Source organism: Methylobacterium sp. Leaf465 (assembly GCF_001424705.1).
Taxonomy (GTDB): Bacteria; Pseudomonadota; Alphaproteobacteria; order Rhizobiales; family Beijerinckiaceae; genus Methylobacterium.
Genome location: NZ_LMRA01000044.1, coordinates 66,111 through 91,158 on the forward strand (window position 1 = coordinate 66,111; position 25,048 = coordinate 91,158).

Genomic DNA, 25,048 nt, shown 5'->3' on the forward strand with positions numbered 1-25,048 from the left:
TGCCTGGACTTGCCGGATCTAGATCGACGGTTTTCCTCGATCTCAGGGGGCCTGGCCGACGATCCGCGCCTTGGCGAGGCGATCGAAGGCCTGCAACTCGGCGAGCAGCGCCGGCATCGCCGTCAGGGGCACCATGTTCGGTCCATCCGAGGGGGCCTGGTCCGGGTCGGGATGCGTCTCGATGAACAGGCCGGCGACGCCCACCGCTACGGCCGCGCGAGCGAGCACGGCGACGAACTCCCGCTGACCGCCCGAGGTCGCGCCCTGACCACCCGGCTGCTGCACCGAGTGGGTGGCGTCGAACACCACTGGGGCGCCGTGGGTCACCTGCGCCATGATCGGTAGGCTGCGCATGTCGGAGACGAGGGTGTTGTAGCCGAACGAGGCGCCGCGCTCGGTCACCAGCACGTTGGGATTGCCTGCCCTGGTCACCTTCTCGGCCACGTGGGCCATGTCCCAGGGTGCGAGGAACTGACCTTTCTTCACATTCACAACTCGGCCGGTGGCGGCGGCCGCGAGAAGGAGGTCGGTCTGCCGGCAGAGGAAGGCCGGGATCTGGAGCACGTCGATCACCTCGGCCGCAGCCGCGCATTGCGCTGCCTCGTGCACGTCGGTCAGGACGGGCAGGCCGAAGCGCTCTTTGATCTCCGAGAAGATCGGCAGGGCCCCGGCGAGGCCGAGGCCGCGCGCGGTGGTGCCGGAGGTCCGGTTGGCCTTGTCGAACGAGGCCTTGAACACGAGGCCGATTCCGAGGCGGTCAGTCATCGCCTTCAGGGCATCGGCGATCTCGACCGCGTGATCGCGACTCTCGAGCTGGCACGGCCCGGCGATCAGCGCGAAGGGTAGGTGGTTCGCGAACGCGACCGAACCGGCCATCACGATGGGAGCGGTGGAAGACGCGGTCTCGGATGAAGCAATCTGAGGCATGGCGCCGGTCTAGCCCGCCTGCGCTGCCACGGGAAGGCCGGCATGGCGGCGAAGCACGCCCCGGGTGCTGGGGATCAGCACGCAGAGGGTCCGCGGCGACACGAACGGGTCGGTATCGGGCGCCGTCTCGCAGCGGAGCGCAGCGCGGCCTACAACGCCCTCCTGGGGGCGTCCCGTGACCAGGGCGCCCTGGTGCAGACTGAGGGCGAGGGTCTCGACAGCCTCGGGTTTCGCGCCGGTGAGCGCCCCGGCGGCGAGGCCGATCAGCGCGTAGTAGCGGCGAGCCGGCTCCCGTTCCAGGGCGGAGAAGACCATACGGTGCGCCCGGCAATCGAGGCTCATCCGCTCGGCATCGGCTGCGCGGAATACGGCGCGCGTCCCCTCGCGACCGGCCAGGGAAGCCCCGGTGGCGCGGCTCATCCGTGCGGCGAGGGCATCGCAGCCATCCGCCGCCGCCGGAGCCGCAGCGTACAGCATCGGGGAAAGCAGGATCGCGGCGAGCCGGAAGGAAAGCGTCATCAGTCCGATCTAGCGCAGGAGACGGACCGCGCCCACCACTTACCGCCGCGGGGTGATCGAACCCGTGGTGTCGCCGTGGCAGGCCTCGTGAGCATGGGAGCGCAGGACCCGCGGCAGGGACACCGCATGTGCGCCCGCCTCGTCCTCGAAGGTGCCGGTGAGAGCATCTGCGCCGGCGACGCCCTGGAAGTGGAGCGGCCCGACCTCCGTCTCAACCGCGAAGCGGATCGCCTTGGTGGCGTCGTCGAGGGTGACGTCGGCGGCAGCGCGGGGGCCACGCTGCTCGGCCCCCTCGTAGGTCAGCCCGTCCCCGTTCGGTGAGTGCCGCAGGGTGATGCGCTGGCCGCTGCGCGTGCCGGTCTGCGGCAGGGTACAAAGGTCGGCGTAGACGAAGGTGCCGGACGCCCAGGCGGTGCGCGCCTGGGCCGGGGCCGCCTCGGCCATGAGGATGCAGAAAGCCAGGCCGGGCAAAACATGAGCGCCGGCGCGTTGCAGCGTTCTCGGGGTCAACGTCCTCAGGGCCACCATCGCGTTGCCTCCCGGATAGCCGCCGCATCATCCGGCGCCGACGTTTCCGGATTGCGTCAGAGGGGTCAGGCCGCCGAGCGCGCGCGGGCCCGGTGCTCGGCCTCCAGGGATGCAAGAAGAATGCAGAGGGCGATGCCCTCGGCTGCCTTCGTCACGTCGCCGAGGCTGGGAAAGGTCGGCGCAAGACGCAGGACGCTGTCCTTCGGGTCGCGGCCATAGGGCGAGGTCGCTCCGGCCGGTGTCAGGGCGATGCCCGCTTCCTTGGCGAGCCGAACCACCTCGGTGGCGGTGCCTTCACGGGCTTCGACGGTGATGAAGTAGCCGCCCTCGGGCCGGGTCCAGCGCGCGGCTCCGGTTCCGGCCAGGTGCCGCTCCAGGGCCTCCTGTACGGCCGCGAACTTCGGCGCGATGAGGGCCCGGTGGGCGTCCATGTGGGCCTGGAGTCCGGCGGCGTCGCGCAGGAAGCGCACGTGGCGGAGCTGGTTCAGCTTGTCGGGGCCGATGGTCTGCTTGGCGGCACGGGCCAGGAACCAGCGCGTGTTCTCGGGCGAGCCGGCAAAGACCGCGAGACCGGCGCCCGCCAGGGTGATCTTCGAGGTCGAAGCGTAGAGAAAGGGCCGGTCCGGATGGCCGGCCTCGGCGCAGGCGGCGAGAATATCGCGTACCGGGTGGCGATCGGTGGTGAGGTGGTGCACCGCGTAGGCGTTGTCCCAGAACAGGCGGAAATCGGGAGCGCCGGTCGTCATCGTGGCGAGGCGCCGGACGGTCTCGTCGGAGAAGATCTCGCCCGACGGGTTCGCGTATTTCGGCACGCACCACATGCCCTTCACGGCGGGGTCGGCGACCAGCTGCTCGACCACGTCCATGTCGGGCCCCTGCCCCGTCATCGGCACGGGGATCATGCGGATCCCAAACTCCTCGCAGAGGGCGAAGTGGCGGTCATAGCCCGGCACCGGGCAGAGGAAGACCGGCGTCTCGCCCTGCGACCACGGCCGCTCGGAGCCGGGCACGCCCTTCAGGAGCGCCCACACGATGGTGTCGTGCATCAGGGCCAGGCTGGAATTGCCGCCGACCACGATCTGATCGGCCGGCGCATCGATGAGGTGGGAGAACAGGGCCCGCAGCTCGGGCAGGCCCTGCTGACCGCCGTAATTGCGCGCATCCTCTTTCGCCGCGGTGGTGTAGTCGCCGTTGCCCGGCAGCGCGAGCATGCCGTTGGAGAGGTCGAGCTGCTCGGGCGCCGGCTTGCCGCGCGTCATATCGAGCTTGAGGCCCCGGGCCTTGAAGGCGTCGTAGGCGTTGCGAGCCTGCGCGTACAGGTCCGCGAGGTCGGCCGTGCTGCGGTCGGCGATCGTCGTCATGGTGGGCTCAGGTCCGGGTGGGGCCGCGCGGGCGTTCAAAAAGCGCGCGCACCATGACGTCTCGCGTCGCCCGCGTCACCCCGCGCGGGCGCGGGGCTCCCGGTCTCAGGGTTGCGTGGCATGCCAGGTGGCTCGGATCCGAGTCCATACCTCCGATGTCGGCTCGGCGCGTCCAGTCCGTGCGCCTGGAAGAACCATAGCGAACGGCGGCCCGCAGGGTGGGCCGCCGTTCGGTCTCGTTCGATCCCCCTCGGAGGAGACCCCGGATCAGCCCGCCTTGCTCAGGGCCACCGCGACGAAGCGGGTGACGCCCTTGGCGCTCTTGACCCGCATCAGTACCGCCTTGCGGCCGCTCGACTCGGCGGAGCGGACGCGCTCGGCCACCTCCGAGGGCTGCGAGACGCTGGAGCCCGCGACATCCAGGATGATGTCACCCTGCTCGATGCCCTTGGCCGCAGCCGGACCGTCGGGATCGACCTCCATCACCGCCACGCCTTCGGAGCCGGCACCGACCTCGGAGGCCGGGGCGAGGCTGAGGCCCAGCCGCGGCTGTCCGTTCGCCGAGGAGCCGCGGTCGGTGCTCGCCACCTTGGTGTCGTTGGGCAGCACGCCGAGTTCCACCGTTGCGGTGTCGGTCTTGCCACCGCGCAGGTAGGTCAGCTCGACCTTGGCCCCCGGCTTGATGCCGGCGATCTTGCGGGACAACTCCTTGGCGTCGTTGATCGGGGCACCGTTGACCGATTCGATCACGTCGCCGGACTTCAGGCCCGCCTTCGCCGCCGGAGTCCCCGCCTCGGCATGATCCACGAGGGCGCCCTTGGCCTTGTCGAGACCGAGGCCGTCGGCGATGTCCTTCGTCACCGGCTGGACCTGTACGCCGAGGTAGCCGCGGGCCACCTTGCCGTCGGCCCGGAGCTGGTCGACCACCGCCTGCACGGTCTCGGCCGGGATAGCGAAGGCCAGGCCGACGCTGCCGCCGGAGGGCGACGCGATGGCAGTGTTCACGCCCACCACCTCACCGCCGACGTTGAAGGTCGGGCCGCCGGAGTTACCTTTGTTGATCGGCGCGTCGATCTGCAGGAAGTCGTCGTAGGGGCCGGCGCCGATGTCACGGCCGCGGGCCGAGACGATGCCCGCCGTCACCGTGCCGCCGAGGCCGAACGGGTTGCCGATCGCCACCACCCAGTCGCCCACGCGGGGCGCCGACTTGCTGAGGGAGACGTAAGGGAAGGTGCCGCCCTCGGTGATCTTGAGGAGGGCGAGGTCGGTCTTGGGATCCTTGCCGATCACCTTCGCATCGAGGGTGCGGTTGTCGTCCAGGGTCACCTGCACCGACTTGGCCTTGTCGACCACGTGGTTGTTGGTGACGACGTAGCCGTCCGCCGAGATGATGAAGCCCGAGCCCATGGCGCCGCGTTGACCCTGGCGCTTGGGCATGCCGAAGCCCTGGCCCTGACCACCCTGACCCGGTCCGCCCTGGCCGAAGCGCTTGAAGAATTCGCGCAGCTGCGGCGGGACCTGCTGTCCCTGGCCGGGGCCGTCCTCGTCGTCGGAATCGGCACTGTCGTCGAGCTTCACTTTCACGGCGACGACGCCCGGTTTCACCTTGTCGACGACGCTGGCGAAGGAGCCCGGCGGATGATCGGGGGTCTCGATCGGGTTCTTGGAAAGGGACTGGGCGTAGGCCGGCGCGGCCGGCTGGGTCAGGCCGACACCGGCCGCGCCGGTCGCCACGAGGGCGGCCACGGCGACGGAGGCGAGGGCGTTGCGGCGCAGACGGTTGGGCTGAGCGGTCATAGGGGTCTCCGGATCGGGGGGCCGCCATTGGCGGGCCGTGATCCGGTTTGTAGAGGGCGCCGCCTGACCCGGGCGTGGCGTGAAGATTACGGTTTGGACAGGTTCGCGGTTGGCGGCTGAGGGGCAAGTCCGGACCGCCAGTGCAGATCGAGGAGGAGGCCCGCCGGGTGGGTATCGAGGACGGGAGTGATGGGTAGGCCTGCGGCGTGCAACAGGCGTGCCGCCCAGTGGTTGCAGACGTTCGCGTAGGAGAAGCGCCCTGCCCCATCGTAGAACAGGCTCGGCCCGTAGAGGCCCGGACCGCCCGCGGCCGGCTGTCCGTCGACGAGGCGGAAGCTTCCTTCCAGGCGAGCGAGAAGGCGCGCGAGGCCGGGCTTCGAGACCCGCAGCGGCACGAGGTCCGAATAGGGAAAGCTATCACGCACCGGCCGCTCGAGGCCGACCACCTGGACCACCCCGGCCCGTCCGCCCGGCGTGAACAGGGCTGCGAGCGCGAGGCCGAGATCGAACTGGGCCAGGGTCGGCGTCGCCCGGTAGAAGCGGGCCTCGCCCCAACCGAACTCGATCTGCGGATAGGCGCGGAATTGCGTTGCGATGCTGGCGAGGGCCGGCCCGCTCCCCGCTCCCGTCAGAGCGGCCCGCGGCAGCACGAGGCCGGAATGCCAGCCGTGCGACACCAGCGCGATGCCGATACTGTCCGCGTCCGCCGGCGGATAAAGGTCCGGGTCGCCCCGCTGCGCCGTCAGCAGCGCTGCGAGGACGACGAGTCCGACCAGGGTGACGATCAGGGCGGCGAGGCCCGCGACAATTCGAGCGAGTCCCCACCGACCCGTGCGCATGGCTGCGCGATCGGTCAGGGCACCTGCCAGACCTGGCCGTGATAGTCGAACCGGTCGGGCTGGCTTGCGAGGGCGGCGAGGCCCGTCAGCGCGGGGTCGTGCACGGCGATGACGCTCGTGGGGATCGCCTCCATCTGCGCCACGAAGGGGGGCTTGTACTCGAAGGCCGCGCGGAAGGCGCCGCGCCGGAGCACGTCGATGATGCGGGGCGCGATCCCGCCGCCGATATAGACGCCTCCGGTGGCCAGGAACGTGAGCGCGAGGTCGCCGCAGACGCGGCCCAGGAGTTTGGCGAACAGGTTGAGGGCGGCCGCCGCGTCCGGGTCGGCGCCGGTGAGCCCCGCCTCCGTGACCGCGGCCGGGTCGAGGCGCGGGCCGTCGGCGCCGGTGCGCAGCCGGTGCAGGCCTGCATGGAGCCGGGTCAGGCCGGGGCCGGAAAGGAGAGTTTCGACGGTGATGCGGCCCTCGACCCGCTCCAGATGCGGCCACAGGGCGAGCTCGGCCGGCGAGCTCGGCCCGAAATCCACGTGGCCGCTCTCGGTCGAGACGATGACGAGGCGCCCGCCCACCGGCAACAGGGCCGCTGCACCGAACCCGGTGCCGGGCCCGAGGACGAGGCGCGCCCCCTGGTCGCCGGCCCGGCCCTCCTCCCGGTTCGGACCGATGGGCGTCAGCTCGGAGGGGCTGATCCCGGCAGCACCTGCCGCCACGGGTACGTAGTCGTTGACCACCACCGAGCGCGACAGGCCGAAATCCTGCCCGATCCGCGCGCCCTCGATCACCCATTGGGCATTGGTGAGTTGCACCGCCGGCCCGTCGACCCGGGCCGCCACCGCCAGGATGGCGGAGCGTGGGGCGGTGCCGTTCCCCTTGGCCAGGGAGGCGCGGATGGCGGCACTGGGATCGGGGTGGCCGGCCGTCTCCTCGTGGGAGAGGAGGACCGGCTTCGCCCCCGCCTCGGGGACCAGGGCAAAGCGGGCGTTGGTGCCGCCGATATCGCCGACGAGGACGGGAAATTCGAACATGCGCGTCGCTTCCGTCTGGGCCCCGGGGAACGGGGATTAGGGATCGGTCGTGGGACGCCGCTCAGGCGGCCGGCAGGGCGTCTGGGTCGATCTGTGCTCCATCGGCCCAGGCGTAGAGCAGACGGCGCACATCCTCCGGATCGATGAGGCGGCGGGACGCGATCGTCTCGGCCCCGCCGATACGGACGCTGACGCCACCGGTCTCGTTGATCACGGCGAAGGCCTTCTCGTCGGTGAGGTCGTCTCCGAGAAAGATCGCCCGGCGGCCGGCATAGGGCGGGTTTTCGGCGAGCGCCCGGATGGCATGGCCCTTGGTGGCGGAGGCGGGCACGATCTCGCCTACCGCCTTGCCGAGCTGGAGCCGATAGGCGGATCCGAGGGCGGTGGCGGCGGCCTTCACGGCCTCCTCGGCCGCGGCGGCATCGCTCGGGGTGGCGAGGCGCCAATGCACCGCCACGGAGGCGCCCTTGTCTTCGATCAGGACGTGCTCGAGGGCGGTGACCGCCGCATGCAGGGTCGGCACCTGGGCCCGTAGGTCAGGGTGATCCTCGGCGGAGCCGCCCGAGACGATGCCGTCGACCCGCCGTTCGACGCCGTGAAGGCCGGCGACATCGAAGCGGGCGGGGACCAGGAAATCGTCGATCACCCCGATGGGCCGGCCCGTGACGATGGCGAGGGCGCCCCCGAGCCGGGCGCGCAGACGCTCCAGGGCCGGAGCGAGGGCGGGATCGACCCGGACCTGGTCGGGCTTGGGCGCGATCTCCACCAGGGTGCCGTCGAAGTCGAGATAGAGGGCGAAGGCGGTCGGGTCGGTCACGCAGGTTGTCCCTTCGTCTGATCCGGGCCTGCGCTAGCATGCCCTGCGCCGGGGGAAAACGCGGGATGGGGAAATCGGGAGGCCGGAAAACAGGGCGGGCGCAATACCCTGCCCTATCTGTCCGACCTTCCGATCCCTGTGAGGCAAGGTCCCGATCGCATGTGGCCCACCCCGATCCCGCCCGGCCCGAACGAGGAGAGCGTCTGGGACTACCCGCGCCCGCCCCGCCTCGAGAGGGTTCCGGAGCGGCTGCGGGTCGTGCTCGACGGCCGGACCATCGCCGAGACTGGTGCCGGATACCGGGTGCTGGAGACCAGCCATCCGCCGACCTACTACTTTCCGCCCGGCGATGTGGTGGCCGGCGTGCTCGGGCCCGCTCGCCGGGCCGGCATCTGCGAGTGGAAGGGGCGCGCCGTCCTGTACGACGTCGCGGCGGGCGGCTTTCGCGCCGAGGGCGCGGCCTGGGCCTACCCCGCCCCCACGCCGGACTTCACCGCGATCGCGGGCTACATCGCCTTCTATGCCGGTCCGATGGAGGCCTGCTTCGTCGGCGACGCGCGTGTGACGCCGCAGCCCGGCGGCTTCTACGGCGGCTGGATCACGCCCGCCATCGTCGGCCCGTTCAAGGGCGGCCCCGGCACCATGGGGTGGTGAAGCGCGGGCTGGGCCGAAAGGCATCGCCGCCGATCCAGGCCCCGTCGGACTGCCTGCGCGACGCCCGGTATCCGTGCCCCCTCAAGACGTGCGGCGCAGGGTGATGCGGGTCAGCTCGGACGGGCGGCCGAGGCGCAGTGCGAAGCCGGCCCACAGGCCCGTCCCGTTGCTGACGTAGAGGGTCATGCCGCCGACCTGGTAGGCGCCGGAGACGAACCCGTTGTTGCCGCGCGCCACGAGCCGGTCCAGTCCGATGATCATGCCGCCGTGTGTATGGCCGGACAGTTGCAGCGCCACGCCGCGCGCGGCTGCCCGAGGGGCATTTGCCGGCTGGTGATCGAGGAGCACGATCGGCGCATCCGTGGGCGCACCCGCCAGGGCACCGTCGAGGTCGGGCCCCGGATGGCCGATGGCGGGCGCCGAGCGATCGGTGACTCCCGCCAGCACCAGCGCGTCGCCGCCGCGGGTCACGACCGCATGGGCGTTGGCGAGGATGTGCATCCCCATGCCGGCGAAGTGGCGCATCCAGGTCTCGACGTCGAAGAAGTATTCGTGGTTGCCGGGGATGGCCCAGACGCCGTCCCGCGCCGTCAGGTCGCGCAGCGGCTCCACGTCGGCCTGCCGGGCCGCGAACGAACCGTCGATGAAATCCCCCGTGACGAGGATCACGTCCGTGCCGAGCCCGTTGGCGCGCGAGACGACCGCCTGTGCCCAGGTCGCGGGGAACAGGCGGCTGATGTGCAGGTCGGTGAGATGGAGGATGGTGTATCCCTCGAAGCCCGGCGGCAGGTCCCTGACCGCGACCGTGACATCCTTCAGGGGCGGCACGCGCACGGCCTGCTGCACCGCGACCACCGCCAGGACCGCGACCGCCAGGGCCGCCCCGATGCGCCAGGCGCTGGAAACCGCCCAACCGCCGCCGGGCAGGGCCAGGGATGCCAGGGCGACGGCGTCGAGCGCGAAGAGCAGCACCGCCAGCAGGATGATCGCACCGAACGCCCCGCTGAACAGCATAACGATGGGCCGCGGAAACTCGGGCGAGAAGACGGACCCGGAGGAGAGGCGGCTCCACAGGTGGTACTGCGAGGCGACCAGCAGGAGGGCGGCGAGACCGAGCTTGAGCGCAAGCGGCCAGGGCAGCGGCCAGACGCCCCGGGTGACGACGTACAGGCAGGGCAGGCTGAACATCAGGTGGATCATGGCTGCTCCATGGACCGTGGCAGGGGCCCAGCGCAAAGTTTTCTGCTCGGCGTTGCGGAGCCCGAGGGACGCTTCGGGGTCGCCACCGACCCGCAAGGGAGGCGTTGGGAGGGAAGCGTTGGGAGGGGAGCGCCGGGCGGCCTTCGAGGCGGGACGGAGCGTCGGGTGATCGCGTCGGCGTTCCGGCGCAGGCCAGGGTTTGCGCCGTCCGGCCGCGCCGCTATGCCAGGGCCGGTCGGCAGGGCTGGTGGCCAGGGACGGAGCAGGTGTGATGCACGGTGAGATCGCAAGCGAGCCGCGGGCCCTCGGGCTCTGCCCGGACCGCCTGGAGCGGATCGACGGCTGGATGCGGCGCCTCGTCGACGACGGCAAGGTCGCGGGCCTGTCGGTGATGCTGGCCCGCGGTGACCGGACGGCCTTCTTCCGCGCCCATGGCCGGGCCGACATCGCGCGCGACGCGCCCTTCGCCCCCGACACCATCGCGCGCATCTACTCGATGACGAAACCGCTGACCTCGGTGGCGGTGATGATGCTTTATGAGGAGGGCCGCTTCCAACTCGACGACCCGATCACCCGCTTCCTGCCGGAATTTTCGGATCTGCGAGTTCTCACCGGCGGCAACCGGGCAAAGTTCGACAGTGAGCCGGCCCGGCGCCCGATCACGATCCGCGACCTTCTCACCCATACCTCCGGCCTGACCTACGGTTTCATGGAGGCGACCCTCGTCGATGCCCTCTATCGCCATAACGGCGTCGATTTCGGCGAGGCCCAGGAGGCGAGCCTCGCCGAGGTGGTGGCCCGGCTCGCCCGGCAGCCCCTCCTCGCCCAGCCCGGCGCCGAGTGGAACTATTCGGTGGCCACCGACGTCCTGGGACACCTCGTGGCCGTCGTCTCCGGCCAGGACTTCGCCGATTTCCTCCGCCAACGCGTGATCGGCCCCCTCGGCATGGTCGACACGGACTTCTCCGTGCCTGCCGACAAGCTGCCGCGCCTGGCAGCCAATTACAGCCTGTTCCGGGACCGGACGCTGAAGCTCTACGACGATGCGGTCGGCAGTCGCTTCGCCCGCCCGCCGGCGGTGGCCTCGGGCGGCGGCGGCCTCGTCTCGACCGCGTCCGACTACATGCGCTTCTGCCGCTTCCTCCTCGGGCGCGGCGAACTCGAGGGCACCCGGCTCCTCGGGCGCAAGACCGTCGACCTCATGCTGATGAATCACCTCGACGGGGACTTGGCGGCGATGGGCCAGCCGCGCTTCTCCGAGACCGCCTATACGGGGATCGGCTTCGGCCTCGGCTTCTCGGTGATGCTCGATCCGGCCCGCGCCCAGATCGTCGGCACGCCGGGCGAGGTGGCCTGGGGCGGACTTGCCAGCACCGCCTTCTGGGTCGACCCGGCCGAGGATCTTGCCGTGGTGCTGCTGACGCAGCTCATCCCCTCCTCGGCCCTGCCGCTGCGACGCGAGTTGCGCGTGCTGACCTACGCGGCCCTGGTGGATTGAGGCCCCTGGACACGTGAAACGCCGCCGGCCCGAGGCGGGACGGCGGCGTTTCACGACCCCTCGCGTGCGGCGCGGGACTACTCGGCCGGTGCCGCCGCCGGAGCGGCACTCGGCTTGGCCGCCGGCTTGGGCGCGGGCGCCTTGGCCGTGCCGGTCGCGGCGGGCGCACCCGCTCCGGCGCTCGGCGCCGCCTTGGGGGCCCATTCCGCATCGGCGCGCGGGCCGCCCGGGCCGTTGGTCGGGCCGGTGAGCTGCCCCGGCACCACGTCGTTGACCCGGTTCCAGGTCTGCGAGCCGCAGAGGAAGCCGAGGAGGCAGCCGCGCACCGACAGCTCCGTCGGCTGGTCCGACCACATCGTCACGTCGTAGAACTTACCCTCGTCGGCGTTGTAGATCTTGCCGCCGTAATGGCCGTCCGGCTGCGGCTTCAGGCCCATGATCAGCTGAAGGCCCAGGGAGGGACGGGACTGCTTCTTCGGATCGGGATTCTTGAAGTCGATGCGGGGCTGACCCTGGTCGTTCAGGGGCACCTTCAGCCAGACGACGTAGCCGCACAGGTTGGTGTTCTGCGGGCCGCACCTCTCGGTGCGGATGCGGGCGCGCCCATCCTCGGTGAGCCAGGTGCCGCTGGCATCGTTGGGGGCGGCAGCCAGTGCGAGGCCCGGCAGAACGGCGGCAACGAGCCCGGCCAGGGGCGCCAGCCGGCGCGCGGCGCCCGCCATGGTGGATCGATTCGTCATGCTTCCAACAACCCTCATGCGCTCGCCCCGTGGCGATCCGCCCTCGTCCGCAGGACGGCAAGCGCTTGTCACGTGATGCCTCGCCATCCGACGTGAAGGTGACGGGATCATGGCCGGCACGCACCGAATCCTGCAGATTCGTCGTGACGACGTGGCCTTATCTTCGTGGCCGAGCCCGGCCGAGGGCGAAGTCTTGATGTTCGCTGGATCGTGCCGGGGTGCCACGGCGAACCGGCCCTTCGGCCTCTGGCGCGGAGACGGACCGCCGGCGCCCGCGATCGCCGGCCGTGCCGCGAACGATCCGCCTGGGACCGCGTTTACGGCCGTGCTTCTCGGGGATGGCGGACGACGTGATGGCGGATGGATCGGTCGGGATGGGTCGGCGCCTCGAAGCGGCGGACATCCGTCTCGGCGTCTCTCTGGCGCGTGCCAAGGACACCCGCCGGGTGCGGGCCCTGGCGGCGGCCAGCGAGGCGGGCGGCTGGAAGTGGCTGCTGGCGCTCTCCAGCGGAACCCTCGCCCTCGGCGTGCTGCGGCGGGACCCGCGTCTGGCCGAGGCCGGCCGGCACATGCTCCTCGCCGGAATCCTGGCGGCGGCCACCAAGACCACCGTGAAGCGGGTCGTGCACCGGACCCGGCCCAACGTGCTGATGGATGAGGGCCTCTACGAGAAGGGCTGGTTCGGGCCGAATGTCGGGCCGTGGCAGTCGTTTCCGTCGGGACACTCGGCCCTGAGCGTCGCGGTGGCGACGGCGGCCGGCCGGGCCTATCCCGAGATCCGCGGCGTCGCGACGGCGGCGGCCCTCGGGGTCGTGGCCGTCCAGGTCCTGCGTGGCGCGCACTTTCCGGTGGACGTCGCCGCCGGGGCGCTGATCGGGCTTTCGGCCGAGGCGGTGGACCACCGGATCGCCCTCGGGCGGGACGGCGTCGCCGGTCTGGCGGTGCGCGGTATACCCGGATGATCGCGGCGAGGTCGCGCGGCATCGCGTGCCGGGAACGCCGCGACGCGACCTCCGGTTGACGCGTCATTCCATCGGAGACGCCGCGTGACCGACAACCCCCTGACGACCTATCCCAGCCCGCCCTTCGCGGGCCAGCCGCAGAGCTTTCCCGGCAAGACCGGCCGGATGGTGCCCGAGCCGGATCACGGCGAGGCGAGCTACCGGGGCTCGGGCAAGCTGACGGGCCAGGCGGCGCTGATCACCGGCGGCGATTCCGGCATCGGCCGGGCGGTGGCCATCGCCTTCGCCCGCGAGGGCGCCGACGTGGCGATCGCCTACCTGCCGGAGGAGCAGGCGGATGCCGAGGCGGTGGCCGGCTGGATCGAGAAGGCGGGCCGGCGCGCCCTGCTGCTGCCGGGCGACCTCAAGGACCCGGCCCATGGCCGCGACCTCGTGGCGCGTACGGTCGCCGCCTTCGGCCGCCTCGACGTGCTGGTGAACAACGGCGCCTTCCAGCAGCCGAACCAGGGGCTCGACGCCATCGAGGACGCGGTCTTCGAGGACCATTTCCGCACCAACGTGTTCGGGCCGTTCTACGTGACCAAGGCCGCCCTGCCCCACCTCAAGCCCGGGGCCTCGGTGATCTTCACCTCCTCGGTGAATTCGAAGCACCCGATGCCCTCGCTGATGGCCTACAGCGCCACCAAGGGGGCGCTCAGCAACATGGTCCTGAGCCTGGCGCAGCTGCTGGCCGAGAAGGGCATCCGGGTGAACGGCGTGCTGCCGGGGCCGATCTGGACGCCGTTCATCCCCGCGGGGATGAGCGAGGACGCGGTCAAGTCCTTCGGCAGCCAGGTCCCGTTCGGGCGCCCGGGCCAGCCGGCGGAGCTCGCCTCCGCCTACGTGATGCTGGCCTCGGCCGAGAGCAGCTACACCTCCGGCGCCCTCGTCACCGTCGCCGGGGCGATGCCGGTCCTCTGAGGGACCCTGCCGACCCCGGCCTCGGCGCCGGGGTCGTTCCGAAGGGTTCGCCCAACGGTTCGCCGAACGGTTCGGCCGGTTCGCGCGTTCCTGTGGCCTCGGAGGGGGAGAAGCAGGATGCGCACCTGGAGGGCGATGGACCGGGCCCCGCATGACGGTCGCTGGATCATCGCGATCCACCGGTCCGACCCGGACCGGCGCGCGGTGATCCGCTGGGACCCGGCGGGCCTGGGCGATCCTCGGCCGTGGCACGTCGCCTCCTGCCAGCACAGCTACCCGGCGGAGGCCTTCACGGACTGGATGGACTTCCCCGAGTGTCCGCCCGCCGCCGCGGGCGTCGAACCCGGCACCGCAGGAGGTCACGATGGCGCGCGAAGCGATGGGTCCCCTCACCCTGGAGGTTGAGAGCTGCCCCGAGGACGCCACCCGGTACCGCTGGACCGTGCGGGAGGCGGACCAGGTAGTGCGGAGCGCCCTCTATTCCCTGCCCGACGCGGAGGCCGCCCTGCGCCAGGGCCGCGAGGCCATGGCCGAGGCGGCCGCCCTCTGCCGCGACACGCGGGGGCGCGCACCGGGGTGATCCGGCTCGACGAGGCCGGGTTCCCCGGGCGTCGGGTGCCCGGGCGCCGTGTGCCCCGTCAGGCGAGGTCCCGATGCTCGGCGAGGCCGTACTGGAGATAATGGGCGAGCGGGTCGATCCCCGCGGCGGCCACGTCCGGGTTGGCGGCGAGGTACGCCTTCGTGTCGAACAGGGCGGAGGGGTTGCGGCCCTCCCGCCAGCCGTAGGCCTCGTAATGGAGCAGCGGATTCAGCCCGGCCTCGGCCACGTCGGGATTGGCCGCCAGATAGCCCGTCGTCGAGAAGTAGGCGTCCGGGTCGCGCCCCTCGGCGGCCCCGTATCGCAGGTAATGCGCGAAGGCGAAGCTGTCCGGATCACCGCCGGCGGCCGCCGCCGCGCGGGCCACGTCCGGGTACTGCGCGAGATAGTAGGTGGCATCGAATGCGCCATCGAGGTGGTGGGGGGCGGGCCCCGCGGGCGGGACGGGCAGGGCCGTGCGGCCCTCGACTTGCCCGTATTCCAGGTAGTGCGCGAGGGGGTCGATCCCCGCCGCCGCGACATCCGGGTTGGCGGCCAGGTACGCCTCCGTATCGAACGCCGCCGAGGGATTGCGTCCCTCCTGCCAGCCGAACCGATCGTAATGGGTGAGCGGATCGACACCGGCCGCGGCCACGTCCGGATTGGCCGCCAGGTAGCCCGATGTCGAGAACTGAGGGTTGGGATCGCGTCCTTCGCGCCAGCCCCATTCGGCATAGTGCCGATCGGGATCGACGCGCGCCTGCCAGACATCGCGGTTCTGGGCGAGGTAGAACAGATCGTCCACGAGGGGGGATCCGTCGGCCTCGTCGATCGTGCCGTCGGTGAAGTGAAGGCGGCCGATGCCGGTCACGTCCTGGACCGTGCCATCCGGCCCCGTCAGCACCGCCGCCCCGTTCTGATAGGTCAGGGTCGCCTGCGTGAAGGCGAAGGCGAAGGTCGCCTCCGCAGCGGGGCCGTGCGCCGCGACGGCGGTGGTGAGGGTGGCCGAGGCGGTGGCGCCGTCGCTGTCGGCGATGGTGTAGGCGAAGGAATCGGCCCCTGGGCTCCGCCCGAGATAGGCGTAGCGCCCGTCGGCGCCGATCGTCAGGGCCCCGTGGGGGCTCGCGAGGGTGACGGTGCCGCCGGCCGGTACGGCGGTGGTCGCGCCGTCCTCCGTGCGCACGGCCGTGACGTGCAGGGCCGCACCGCCGAGATCGACGTCGTTGGCGAGCACGTTCCCCATCGCGAAGGTGTGGGCGTCGAGGGCGGCCGTATCCGCCGCCGCGATCGGGGTGCCAGCCACCGTGAAGCTGAAGCCGACCGGATCGGCGGAATTGCCGGCCGCGTCCGTCGCGGTGGCGGTGAGGGTGTGGGGCCCGAGGCCGAAGGTCTGGCCCGAGGCGACCACCGTCGTGCCCTCGCGAACGGTCACCGGGTCGGTGCCGTCGACCGCATCCGTGGCGGTGGCGGCGAAGGTCACGGCGGCCCCGGCCGCGGAGGTCGCCTGGATGGTGGCCGCCGGGGCGGAAATGGCGATGACGGGTTTGGCGGTGTCGGCCACCGTGAAGCTGAAGGCGACCGGATCGGCGGGATTGCCGGCCGCGTCCGTCGCGGTGGCGGTGAGGGTGTGGGGGCCGAGGCCGAAGGTCTGGCCCGAGGCGACCACCGTCGTGCCCTCGCGAAACGTCACGGGGTCGGTGCCGTCGACCGCATCTGCGGCGGTGGCGGCGAAGGTCACGGCGGCCCCGGCCGCGGAGGTCGCCTGGATCGTCGTCGCCGGGGCCGTGACGGCGATGACGGGTTTGGCGGTGTCGGCCACCGTGAAGCTGAAGCCGACCGGATCGGCGGAATTGCCGGCCGCATCCGTCGCGGTGGCGGTGAGGGTGTGGGGGCCCAGCCCGAAGGTCTGGCCCGAGGCGACCACCGTCGTGCCCTCGCGGAACGTCACCGGGTCGGTGCCGTCGACCGCGTCCGTGGCGGTGGCGGCGAAGGTCACGGCGGCCCCGGCGGCGGAGGTCGCCTGGATGGTGGCCGCCGGAATCTGGGTCAGGGCCAGGGACGGGGCGGTGGTGTCGATGGTGAGGGTGCCGGGCATGGCCGTKGYGAATCCGGCCAGGGTGACGGGGCTGCCGTCGGTCCCGGCCAGGGTGGCGTTGGTCAGGTCGATGCCGGTGACGGCCAGGTCCTGCGCGGTCTGGCCGGTGAATCCGGCCAGGGTGACGGGGCTGCCGTCGGTCCCGGCCAGGGTGGCGTTGGTCAGGTCGATGCCGGTGACGGCCAGGTCCTGCGCGGTCTGGCCGGGGGCCACGGTGTAGGTGAAGCGCAGGGTGCCGGTTCCCGAGCCGCCCGCATAGGCGGCGGTGGCGCCGGTGTTCAGGGTCAGCACGGGCGTGCCCGTCACGGCGACGGCGTCGGTGAACTGGACCGCGAGGGTGACGGCGGCGCCGGCCTTGAGCAGGCCGTTGCCGCTGCCGTCGATGCCGGGCCCGCTGTCCGCGATGGACTGGACCGCGATCGGGCCCGCCTGGGTGACGGCCTGGGAGACGGCGAGGCCGCGGGGGTCGACCCAGAGGGGCAGGTCGTTGTTCAGGGTCAGCACGGGCGTGCCCGTCACGGCGACGGCGTCGGTGAACTGGACCGCGAGGGTGACGGCGGCGCCGGCCTTGAGCAGGCCGTTGCCGCCGCCGTCGATGCCGGGCCCGCTGTCCGCGATGGACTGGACCGCGATCGGGCCCGCCTGGGTGACGGCCTGGGAGACGGCGAGGCCGCGGGGGTCGACCCAGAGGGGCAGGTCGCGGTCGTCGTAGATGGCGGCGCCGATGCCGGGCTGTCCGGGCAGGGCGATGCGGGCGCCGCCCCATCCGTAGAACAGCTCGGTGGCGGCGGGGACGTCGCGGTCGAAGGTGAGGCGCAGATGGCTGGCGTCGACGAGCTCCGCCCTGGTGGCGAGCGCCTGGCTGGCGGCGGCGTTCCAGTCGGCGCGCAGGCTCCAGCCGGTGCCGGCGGCGGCGACGCTGTCGAGGGCCTGGAGGGACGTGGCCTGGTCGAACGCGACGGTGAGCAGGAGCTGGTCGGGGGCGCCGGCCACGCGCTCGGCGCGCACGACCCGGGGGCCGTCGTCGTCGATGTCGCCGGAGGCCAGCGCCAGGGGCGAGCCCGGCAGCGCCGAGGCCCGGAACGTCTCGGCGACCGACAGGGCGATCCGATCGAAGATCTGAGTCGCGTCGGCGCGGCTGAAGTGAACGCTCCCCGGCTGTCGGGTGATGCCGTGGCCATCGACGTCCATGTCGACGTCGCTGGCCTGGCGCGCGGCGTAGCCGGCGTTGAAGTCCTTGTCCTCCGTCAGCTCGGCCTGCCCGACCCGGATGGCCTGGTTCTGGACCGGCTGCGTGGACTGCACCGCGGGCGTCTGCGCCGGGAACGGAATGGCGTTGACGAACAGGTAGGGGACGGTGGCGGCATCCTGGCCGAGCACGCCGCGCACGAGGCCGGCCTCGTAGCGCACGGCGCTCTCCCACATGGCGGGCGTGAGAGCCGCGTTCTGGCTGTCGTTCTCGTTGTGCAGCCAGACGACCGCGGTCGGCGCGGCCTTCTGCGCCGCGGACCATTGCCCGATCGTGCTGAGAAGGCCGATTTCCTGGGCGTTCGCCGTCCATCCGTTGCGGTAGTCGCCGTTGACCGGGCTCAGCCAGTCGGTGAGCATCCCCGTGCCCGGCCATTCCGTGTTGGCGCCGTCGGCGTTGTCGCGCGTGCCGATCACGTTGACCTTCTGGCGGACGCCGTCGAACCCGAGCTGGGCCTCGATGGCCGCCTCGAGCTTCGGCAGGTCGCCGTACAGCGTCGGGAAATAGGTGTTCGACTGGCCGCGCAGGACGACGTTGAGGACCGTGGCCGTCGGAATCGCGCCGGTCTTGTCGAGGACCGGATCCGGCGCGAACCCGACATTCAGCTGCGCGTTCGCGGCCCCGCTGGCGAGACTGCCCGTCGCGAGGGTCGTGGCGGTGGTGCCCTTCAGGCCTTCCGGGGTCGCCACGGTGACGCGGTAGCTCCCGGCCGTCGTCCCGAAGCTGTAATGCCCGGCGGCGTCGGTGACCGTGGTCTTGAGCGCGAATCCGGTGGCCGCATCGCTGAGGAGCACGCTGGTGCCGGCGAGGCCCGCCTCGCCGGGGCCCTGGCGCCCGTTCCCGTCTCCGTCGGCGAAGATCGTCCCGGACAGGCTGACCGTCGGGGGATTGTTCCGGACACCGAAGTTCTGCGACGCAATCACCGCGCCGCTGGTGACGACCTCCTTCAGCGTGGTCACGCCGCTGGTGACCTTGCCGTCCGGGGCGGTCACCGCGACCGTATAGGTCCCCGGGGCGAGGTTCTGGAAGCTGTAGACCCCGTTGGTGCCCGGCTTGAAGGGGTCCTTGTTGCTCGACGTCGTGCTGGCCAGGAGGACGCCGATGTCGTTGTACAGATCGACCGAGACGCCGTTCGTCAGCACTTCGCCCGCGTTGAAGACGCCGTTGCCGTTCGTGTCGTTGAAGATGATGCCCGCGATGCTTCCGGTCTTGTAGAACCCTTCGTCGACGGTCGTCTTCGCGTCGCTCGGGACGCTCACGTTGGTGACGAGCGTCTGGCCGCTCGCGTTCGTCGTCCCGGCGCTGCCCCGGTATCCGGCCGCGGCCGGCGTGAAGCGCATCGCGTAGGCGCCGCCGGCGAGAGCGGTGAAGGCGTAGGCCCCGGTCGCATCGGTGCGGACCGTCGCGAGGGCGGCCCCGCTCCCGTCGGCGGCGAGCAGGTCGACCGAGACGCCCGTGAGGGCCGTCTCGTTGGCGTCCCGCGTGCCATTGCCGTTGGCATCGGTAAAGACCGCCCCGGACAGCGTTGCGCCAGCCATGCCCTTCCCCCCTGATCGCTGACGACGCTTTGCCGCGTCGCCGCTTTATCAGTCTATGGTGAGGCCTCTATTGCCTGGAGGCAATGGACTATAGTGACAAAGAGCTATCTTTGTCGAAATCATGTTGCCATAGACCGGAAGAGTCCGGCCCATCGATCAGCACAGGCGCGTCCGGGCCTCAAGAGCAGGGCGCGAGGATGTCGGCGCGGGCGTGGAAGATCCGGAGGCGATGATCGCGTCGCGGGGGGCGCGGCGCCCCTACCCGAGCCGCGCCCTGCGCCGCAGGCGGCGCCAGCCCAGCACCACGCCCGAGAGGGCGATGGTCGCGCCGAGGCCGTTGAGGAGCCACATCACCGCGTCCCAGGCCGGGCGGGCCTGGAACAGGTTTCCGAAGTCCAGGCGGTGGGGTGCCTCGAACAGCCAGCGCTGGAGCCGGCCGCTGGCATCGAGGCGGTCGAGGAGCGCGCCGGTCTCGGGGTCGAGGTGGAGCCAGGTCGCGGCCGGGTCGTCGAAGCGCACCCGCAGCACCGGCAGCGGCCGGGTGTCGTGGTGGGGATACCAGTAGGCGTCGTAGGCGGTCAGCGTCTCGGTCGCGGCGATGCGGGCCTCCGGCAGGGCGCGGGCGGCTGCGGCGCGCAAGATCGCCTCCGTGGGCGGCGGGACCGCGACCCGGCGGCCCCGGGCATCGGCGGCGACCAGCACGGGCCGGCCGTCCACCTGCGTGAACCGGACCTCGACGATCCCCGGCCGCGCCAGGCCGTCGAGGGCCGCGCGGCCGACCGCGGCCGGGGGCCCGGCATAGGCCGCCTGCAGGGCCGCCGGGGGCGTGCGGGGCGAGAACCAGTGGTTCGGGTTCATGGAGAGCCAGCCGCTCGCCACGAAGCTGAGGAGGCTCAGGCCCCCGAGGGTGCCGAGGAGGTGGTGCCAGCGCCCGAGGCCGCGATAGGGGCTCGCCCCCGCGGCGTAGGGCCGGCGCAGGCGCAGGCGCCAGATCCCCAGGGCGAGGCCGCTCAGCACCCCGGCGGTGGCGAGGCCGGAGACCCAGAGCACGGTGCCGCGCCAGAGCTCGCCCCGCGCCCGCAGGGGCGTGGGGTAGAACCAGTGCGGGATCGCCCCGAGCCAGTTCCACAGGCGCTCCCGGCGGGTGGTGTCGAGGACGATCGCGCCCGTACGGGCCGAAACGTAGAGCTCGGTGCCGGCCGCGTCCCCGAGCGCCACCACGTGGAAGGGGCGCACCGGGTCGTAGCGGTCGCGCACCGTCCATGGGTCGCGGCTCACCGCCCGCACGGTGGCGCCCTCGCCGAACGACGCCCGGGCGGCCGCCCCGTCGATCTCGCCCAGGGCCTGCCCGGTCTCGGCCGAGACCGTGTGCCGGGCGTCGTCGCGGGTGGTGACCTGATAGACCGGCGCCCCGCCCCGCATGGACAGGCTGAGGCCGCCGGGGGCCGGGTCGAGCCCGGCCCGGGCCAGAGCCGCGTCCGGGCCGAGGAGGACCCGGTCCCAGGCGAGGGGCGCGAGGCGGGACAGGCGCTCGGCCTCCGTCAGGGCCGGAAACGCCACGTAGAGCATCACCAGCCCCGACAGCACCCAGGCGGCGAGGAACAGCCCCGTGGCGATGCCGAGCCAGCGGTGGCCGAGGATCAGCCCGCGCTTCAGGGGCTTCAGGAAGGCCCGTTTCGGAGAGGCCCGCATCAGAACCGGACGCTGTAGGCGACCTCGACGGAGCGCGGCCGGCCCAGCAGCCAGTTGGTGCCGACCCCGTTCACCGCGTTGCCGCTGATCGCGTAGATCGTGTCGAACAGGTTGTAGGCGCGCAGCGACAAGCGCGAATCCGGCGTGACCTGGTGGTCGAGCCCGGCATTGACCAGGGTGTAGGCCGGGCGCTTCGCCTGGTTGCCGAAGTCGCTGAAGGTCTCGCCCACGTGCTGCAGGCCGACCCGGGCCTCCCAGGCCGGGGCGAAGGCGTAAGTGACCCAGAGGTTGCCGACGCGCTCCGGCACGTCGATGGGCTGGCGCCCGGCATAGGACACCACCGCCCCGCCGACCGCCTGGTCGAAGGTGTCGTACTGGGCGTGCAGCAGCGCCAGGTTGGCGTCGATGCGCCAGGCCTCGGAGAGGTGCAGGCTCAGGGCCGCCTCGACGCCGAGGGAGGATTGCTGCCCGACCTGGGTCGAGAGCGTCGGCTGGCCCGGTACCGCCGAGATCAGGTTGTCCTTGACGATGCGGTAGCCGGCCAGCGTCCACTCGGCCCGGCCGTCCCAGGCCACGCCCTTGGCGCCGACCTCCACCTGCTCGCCGGTGGAGAGCCGGAAGTTGGCGAGACTCTGCGACAGGGAGATCAGGCTGCCCACCGGATCGGTGGCGGTGGCGTACTGGGCATAGAGCGCCAGCAGCGGCGTCGGGTTGTAGACGGCGCCGAAGCGGTAGCTCAGCGCCCGGAAGTCGCGGTCGAAGGTGTTGCCGGTGACGAGGTCGGTCCGCTGCAGCACCGGCGCGTCGTAGCGCACGCCGGCCAGGAGCGAGACCTGGTCGGACAGGATCAGGCGGTTCTCGGCGAAGACCGAGGCCTGGCGCGTGCTGGTGGCGTAGGCGGGCCGGGCGCGGCCGTCGGCCGGGAACAGGCCCGGGTCGTAGGCGAAGGGATCGACGCTGGTGGTGGTGTCGAAATAGAAGTTGTTGGTGTGCCGGAAGGCGATGTGGTTCACGTCGAACCCGGCCAGGAATTCGTTGCGGAAGCCGAACAGGGTGCCGCGGAAGGTGGCGTCGAGGCGGTTCCCGATCTGCTCCTGCTGGTGGTAGATCTCGAGGTAGTCGGAGCGGTCGATCCGCCCGGTGCCGCGGTTGAAGGCGTATTGCTCCACGTCCCGCCACTGGCGCCGGCTCTGGAGCCGGTAGGCGGTGTTGCGGACCGTGACGTCGGCGCTCGGCGTCCACTCGGCGCGCAGTTGCGTCCAGTTGTCGGTCCAGAGGATCTGGGCGTCGCGGACGTTGTAGTTGTTGAACCGGAGAGCGTCGCGGATGCGCCCGTCGACGAGGGGCGTGCCCCAGTAGCGGGCCGGCTCCTGATAGCCGAAATCATGGCTCAGGGTGACGGCGAGGTCCGGCGTCGCCTGCAGGGTCAGGGCGCCCGAGACCGCGAGGTTGCGGAAGCTCCCGTCCGGGGCGATCCAGCCCTCGGCGCGGTTGCCGCTGATGTTGAGGCGGTAGGCGAGCGCCTCCCCGATCGGGCCGCCGGAATCCAGGGCCAGACGCGCCAGACCGTCCGAGCCGACCGCCGCGCGGGCCTCGTTGAGGGGCGTGAAGACCGGCTTCTTGGTGACGACATTGATCACGCCGCCGATGGCGCCGTCGCCGTAGAGCACGGAGGCCGGCCCGCGCAGCACCTCGATGCGCTCGACGTTCCAGGTGTCGAACGGGAAGGTGACGGTGCCGGCGCCCACGAACAGGCGGGTGCCGTCGTAGAGCTGCTGGATCGAGTTCGGGCCGGAAAAGCCCCGGGCCGTGAAGGCGCCGTTGCCGTTGCCCGGCGCCGCCACCGTGGTGATGCCGGTGGCGTTTTGGGTAACGGCCTCCGCCACCGTGTTCTGGCCGCGCAGCCGCGTGGTCTCGCCCGCGATCACGTCGACGCTGGCGGGGGTCTCCAGGGCCGTCAGGCCGAGGCGGCTGGCGCTGCGGCCGGGGCTGCGCAGGTTGAGCCCCTCGGCGGGCGCCGGGCCGCCCCGCCCGGAGCCCGCGACCTCCAGGGTCTCCAGGGTGACGGCCGGCGGGACCTCCCGGGTCTCGGCGTCGGCGGAGATCGGCAGCAGGCCGCCGAGCAGGGCCGCCAGGGGCAGGACGTGTCGCGACGGCAAGGTCGGGCCTCGCCGCGACCCGCGCGCGTTCGCGGTTCGGGACGGGATGGGGGCGACGGGCATAGGGTAACGGGACGTGGGGTAACTGGACGTGGGGCAACCGGACATGGGGCAACCGAACAAGGGCGCGGGCATCGGTCGGGGCCGACCTGCCGTCTCCGCTAGACTGAATGTTATAACATTACAATTGGCAAGCGGGGCCCGGGGCCGGCGTGTCCGCGGCGCAGCCGTCACCGGGCCGCGTGGGGCGGCCGGAGGGAGCATGCGGGAGCAAGACTTGCGGGCGAGGACGGGCATCGACGGGACGGCTGACGCGACGAGTCGCGCGGAGTGGCACGTCACCGCGAAGAGGTCGGTCCGTTCGCGGCAAGCGAACGCCCCGACACCCACCAGGACACCCCGCCCGATGCGTTTCGCGTGTGACCACGACTGACGGCAGGTCTCCTGGCTCGCGGGTCACCGCCCTCCCATCGTCTTCCCAGGCCCGGGTCCTGACGGACCGTTCACCCAGTGACGTGTTGATGAGGAGCTCGCCGCTTACAGTTGCGGGGGCAGCCGCGGCCTCGGGCTCTCGCCCTCACCGCGTTCCCTTTTGATCCTCGTTAAAGAGGAACCGTCGCGGGTAAGCTAGGCCGTTTCCGGCGCCGCCGTCAAATCCCCCGGGGTTCGGCAGTCTGCCCTGCGAAGGGGGCGACCGGGGCGGCCTTGTGCGGATCGGGGGACAAATCCCGCCGTGGAGCGTTGGCCCCGCAGGGAGAACCGGGCTGTGACGCTGTGACCGAGACTGAAGGAGCAGAGAGCACGATGTCCGAGGATGGGATCACGTTCGAGCGGATCCGCGAGCGCGCCCATGAGATCTGGGAGCGCAACCACCGCCCCGAGGGGTTCGAGGTCGAGTTCTGGCTGATGGCCGAGCGGGAGCTGCGGGCCGAGCGCGCCCGCAACGCCCCGAAGTCGGCCGCACCGGCGCAGGAGGACGCCGCCTGTCCCTGACGGCGCCGGGGACGGGCTCGGGGGCGGGTCGCCTCAGTCGCTCGCCGCCACCGCGTCGTGGTCCGCGAACAGGATCGCGTGGGTGAGCGGGCCGTCGACGCGCATCGGGTCCCGGACGAGGGCCTTGACGGGGACGTCGCGGACGGCCGCCCAGGCGCGGTAGCAATTCGGTGGGATCCGCCCGCGTCCGGTCTCCAGCTGCGAGAGGACGGTGTCGTATTCGGCCCCGACCACAGTGGCGAGCGGGCGCCGGCATAGGCCGCGCGCCGCGCGCAGGGGCTTCAGGAAGCGGCCGCCCTCCCGGCCCGGTTCCGACACCCCCGCCGAATCCGGGCGTTGGCGGTGAGCAGACACGTGGGACATCCCTCCTCGGACAGCATGGGGAGGGCGCGATCACGGCAGTACCGCAAATCCCTCGGAGAGCAGGACCCGGGCGCCTGATCGGAGGGCGCGGGCCCGGCCGGCGCCGCCGCGACGCCGCGCGCGGGGGCGCCGTTCGACGCGCCTGATCCGGCGGCGACCGCCGGGCTAGTCGGAAACAGTCCGGACTGCGCCGTGATCCGTGGATCGGGACTTTCCGTTCGGGAACGCTCCGTTCCCGCGTCGCCTGCGCCCGCACCGGATGTGCCGCGCGCCATGAGGGCGCGGGCGACGCGGTCGGTGCTGAGCGACGGCTTAGGGCGCGATACGGCCCGTGCGGGCGACGGCGATCGCCTTCGGGTTCTTCATCGAGCGATTGCCGGAGAAAACCAACGATCCCGAACCGCGTGTCGACGGGCCCGCGATCCCGCCGCGGCGGGCCGCCTTCCGCCGCGCCGGGCACGGGGTCTCGACCCTCATGGTCCTGGGGCTGGGGTTCGGACTGACTCTAGCCTGGGTCGTCTTCCTCTGTTGGGTCGCTCACGGAGTGCTAAGGTT

General features: G+C 71.9%; 20 protein-coding genes and 1 riboswitch. Of the genes, 6 read left to right on the forward strand and 14 right to left on the reverse strand.

All coding sequences use genetic code 11. From position 1 onward, the window contains the following. Nucleotides 1-42 precede the first annotated feature (42 nt). From kdsA to otsB, 8 genes are all read right to left on the reverse strand, one after another. The gene (gene kdsA / locus ASG51_RS17665; protein WP_200941362.1) at nucleotides 43-876 is read right to left on the reverse strand and encodes a 3-deoxy-8-phosphooctulonate synthase; all 834 of its coding nucleotides are present in this window, start codon (nucleotides 874-876) and stop codon (nucleotides 43-45) included. 60 nt (nucleotides 877-936) lie between these two features. Then, nucleotides 937-1,446: a hypothetical protein gene (locus ASG51_RS17670; protein WP_056382195.1), complete on the reverse strand. Its 510-nt coding sequence runs from the start codon at nucleotides 1,444-1,446 to the stop codon at nucleotides 937-939. 39 nt (nucleotides 1,447-1,485) lie between these two features. Further along, complete coding sequence (locus ASG51_RS17675; RefSeq protein ID WP_244480185.1) at nucleotides 1,486-1,917, reverse strand: hypothetical protein; 432 nt, start codon at nucleotides 1,915-1,917, stop codon at nucleotides 1,486-1,488. A 122-nt stretch (nucleotides 1,918-2,039) separates the two neighbouring features. Beyond that, entirely contained in the window at nucleotides 2,040-3,335 is a 1,296-nt protein-coding gene (locus ASG51_RS17680; protein ID WP_056382197.1) for an aminotransferase class I/II-fold pyridoxal phosphate-dependent enzyme, read from the reverse strand. A 267-nt stretch (nucleotides 3,336-3,602) separates the two neighbouring features. Next, complete coding sequence (locus ASG51_RS17685; RefSeq protein WP_056213500.1) at nucleotides 3,603-5,132, reverse strand: Do family serine endopeptidase; 1,530 nt, start codon at nucleotides 5,130-5,132, stop codon at nucleotides 3,603-3,605. An 86-nt stretch (nucleotides 5,133-5,218) separates the two neighbouring features. Beyond that, entirely contained in the window at nucleotides 5,219-5,971 is a 753-nt protein-coding gene (locus tag ASG51_RS17690; RefSeq protein ID WP_056382198.1) for a DUF2459 domain-containing protein, read from the reverse strand. A gap of 14 nt (nucleotides 5,972-5,985) precedes the next feature. Continuing rightward, the gene (locus tag ASG51_RS17695; RefSeq protein WP_056382201.1) at nucleotides 5,986-6,996 is read right to left on the reverse strand and encodes a glucokinase; all 1,011 of its coding nucleotides are present in this window, start codon (nucleotides 6,994-6,996) and stop codon (nucleotides 5,986-5,988) included. A 61-nt stretch (nucleotides 6,997-7,057) separates the two neighbouring features. Further along, entirely contained in the window at nucleotides 7,058-7,813 is a 756-nt protein-coding gene (gene otsB / locus ASG51_RS17700) for a trehalose-phosphatase (RefSeq protein ID WP_056382203.1), read from the reverse strand. 159 nt (nucleotides 7,814-7,972) lie between these two features. On the opposite strand from otsB, the gene ASG51_RS17705 reads away from it, so the two are divergent. Next, nucleotides 7,973-8,467, forward strand: a complete 495-nt coding sequence (locus ASG51_RS17705) for a DUF427 domain-containing protein (protein ID WP_056213493.1) — start codon at nucleotides 7,973-7,975, stop codon at nucleotides 8,465-8,467. A gap of 81 nt (nucleotides 8,468-8,548) precedes the next feature. Here ASG51_RS17705 and ASG51_RS17710 read toward each other — a convergent pair whose 3' ends face one another. Next, complete coding sequence (locus ASG51_RS17710) at nucleotides 8,549-9,667, reverse strand: metallophosphoesterase (protein WP_056382205.1); 1,119 nt, start codon at nucleotides 9,665-9,667, stop codon at nucleotides 8,549-8,551. Between the two features lie 271 nt (nucleotides 9,668-9,938). Between ASG51_RS17710 and ASG51_RS17715 the strand changes: the two genes are divergently transcribed. Continuing rightward, a complete protein-coding gene (locus tag ASG51_RS17715; RefSeq protein ID WP_056382207.1) occupies nucleotides 9,939-11,165 on the forward strand; it encodes a serine hydrolase domain-containing protein in 1,227 nt (408 codons plus the stop codon). A gap of 77 nt (nucleotides 11,166-11,242) precedes the next feature. On the opposite strand, the gene ASG51_RS17720 is transcribed toward ASG51_RS17715, so the two are convergent. Then, nucleotides 11,243-11,905: a DUF2147 domain-containing protein gene (locus tag ASG51_RS17720; RefSeq protein ID WP_056213487.1), complete on the reverse strand. Its 663-nt coding sequence runs from the start codon at nucleotides 11,903-11,905 to the stop codon at nucleotides 11,243-11,245. A 353-nt stretch (nucleotides 11,906-12,258) separates the two neighbouring features. Between ASG51_RS17720 and ASG51_RS17725 the strand changes: the two genes are divergently transcribed. The 3 genes from ASG51_RS17725 (at nucleotide 12,259) to ASG51_RS17735 (ending at nucleotide 14,407) form a co-directional block, all read left to right on the forward strand. Continuing rightward, nucleotides 12,259-12,867 carry a phosphatase PAP2 family protein gene (locus tag ASG51_RS17725; protein WP_244480186.1) on the forward strand — a complete coding sequence of 203 codons (609 nt, stop codon included), beginning with the start codon at nucleotides 12,259-12,261 and terminating at the stop codon, nucleotides 12,865-12,867. Nucleotides 12,868-12,951: 84 nt separating this feature from the next. Then, entirely contained in the window at nucleotides 12,952-13,827 is an 876-nt protein-coding gene (locus tag ASG51_RS17730; RefSeq protein ID WP_056272083.1) for an SDR family oxidoreductase, read from the forward strand. A gap of 364 nt (nucleotides 13,828-14,191) precedes the next feature. Next, nucleotides 14,192-14,407 carry a hypothetical protein gene (locus ASG51_RS17735; protein ID WP_056213480.1) on the forward strand — a complete coding sequence of 72 codons (216 nt, stop codon included), beginning with the start codon at nucleotides 14,192-14,194 and terminating at the stop codon, nucleotides 14,405-14,407. Nucleotides 14,408-14,465: 58 nt separating this feature from the next. Here ASG51_RS17735 and ASG51_RS17740 read toward each other — a convergent pair whose 3' ends face one another. The 3 genes from ASG51_RS17740 to ASG51_RS17750 form a co-directional block, all read right to left on the reverse strand. After that, nucleotides 14,466-19,286 carry an SdrD B-like domain-containing protein gene (locus ASG51_RS17740; protein WP_056382211.1) on the reverse strand — a complete coding sequence of 1,607 codons (4,821 nt, stop codon included), beginning with the start codon at nucleotides 19,284-19,286 and terminating at the stop codon, nucleotides 14,466-14,468. A 258-nt stretch (nucleotides 19,287-19,544) separates the two neighbouring features. Beyond that, a complete protein-coding gene (locus tag ASG51_RS17745; RefSeq protein WP_056382214.1) occupies nucleotides 19,545-20,978 on the reverse strand; it encodes a peptidase in 1,434 nt (477 codons plus the stop codon). Further along, nucleotides 20,978-23,092 carry a TonB-dependent siderophore receptor gene (locus tag ASG51_RS17750; RefSeq protein ID WP_244472503.1) on the reverse strand — a complete coding sequence of 705 codons (2,115 nt, stop codon included), beginning with the start codon at nucleotides 23,090-23,092 and terminating at the stop codon, nucleotides 20,978-20,980. The genes ASG51_RS17745 and ASG51_RS17750 overlap by 1 nt, the downstream gene beginning before the upstream one ends. 461 nt (nucleotides 23,093-23,553) lie before the next feature. Next, nucleotides 23,554-23,770: riboswitch (cobalamin riboswitch) on the reverse strand. A 171-nt stretch (nucleotides 23,771-23,941) separates the two neighbouring features. Between ASG51_RS17750 and ASG51_RS17755 the strand changes: the two genes are divergently transcribed. Continuing rightward, complete coding sequence (locus ASG51_RS17755) at nucleotides 23,942-24,130, forward strand: DUF2934 domain-containing protein (protein WP_056213470.1); 189 nt, start codon at nucleotides 23,942-23,944, stop codon at nucleotides 24,128-24,130. 33 nt (nucleotides 24,131-24,163) lie between these two features. Here the strand turns inward: ASG51_RS17755 and ASG51_RS17760 are convergent, their stop codons facing one another. Continuing rightward, a complete protein-coding gene (locus ASG51_RS17760) occupies nucleotides 24,164-24,484 on the reverse strand; it encodes a transcriptional regulator (RefSeq protein ID WP_082514113.1) in 321 nt (106 codons plus the stop codon). Nucleotides 24,485-25,048 lie beyond the last annotated feature (564 nt).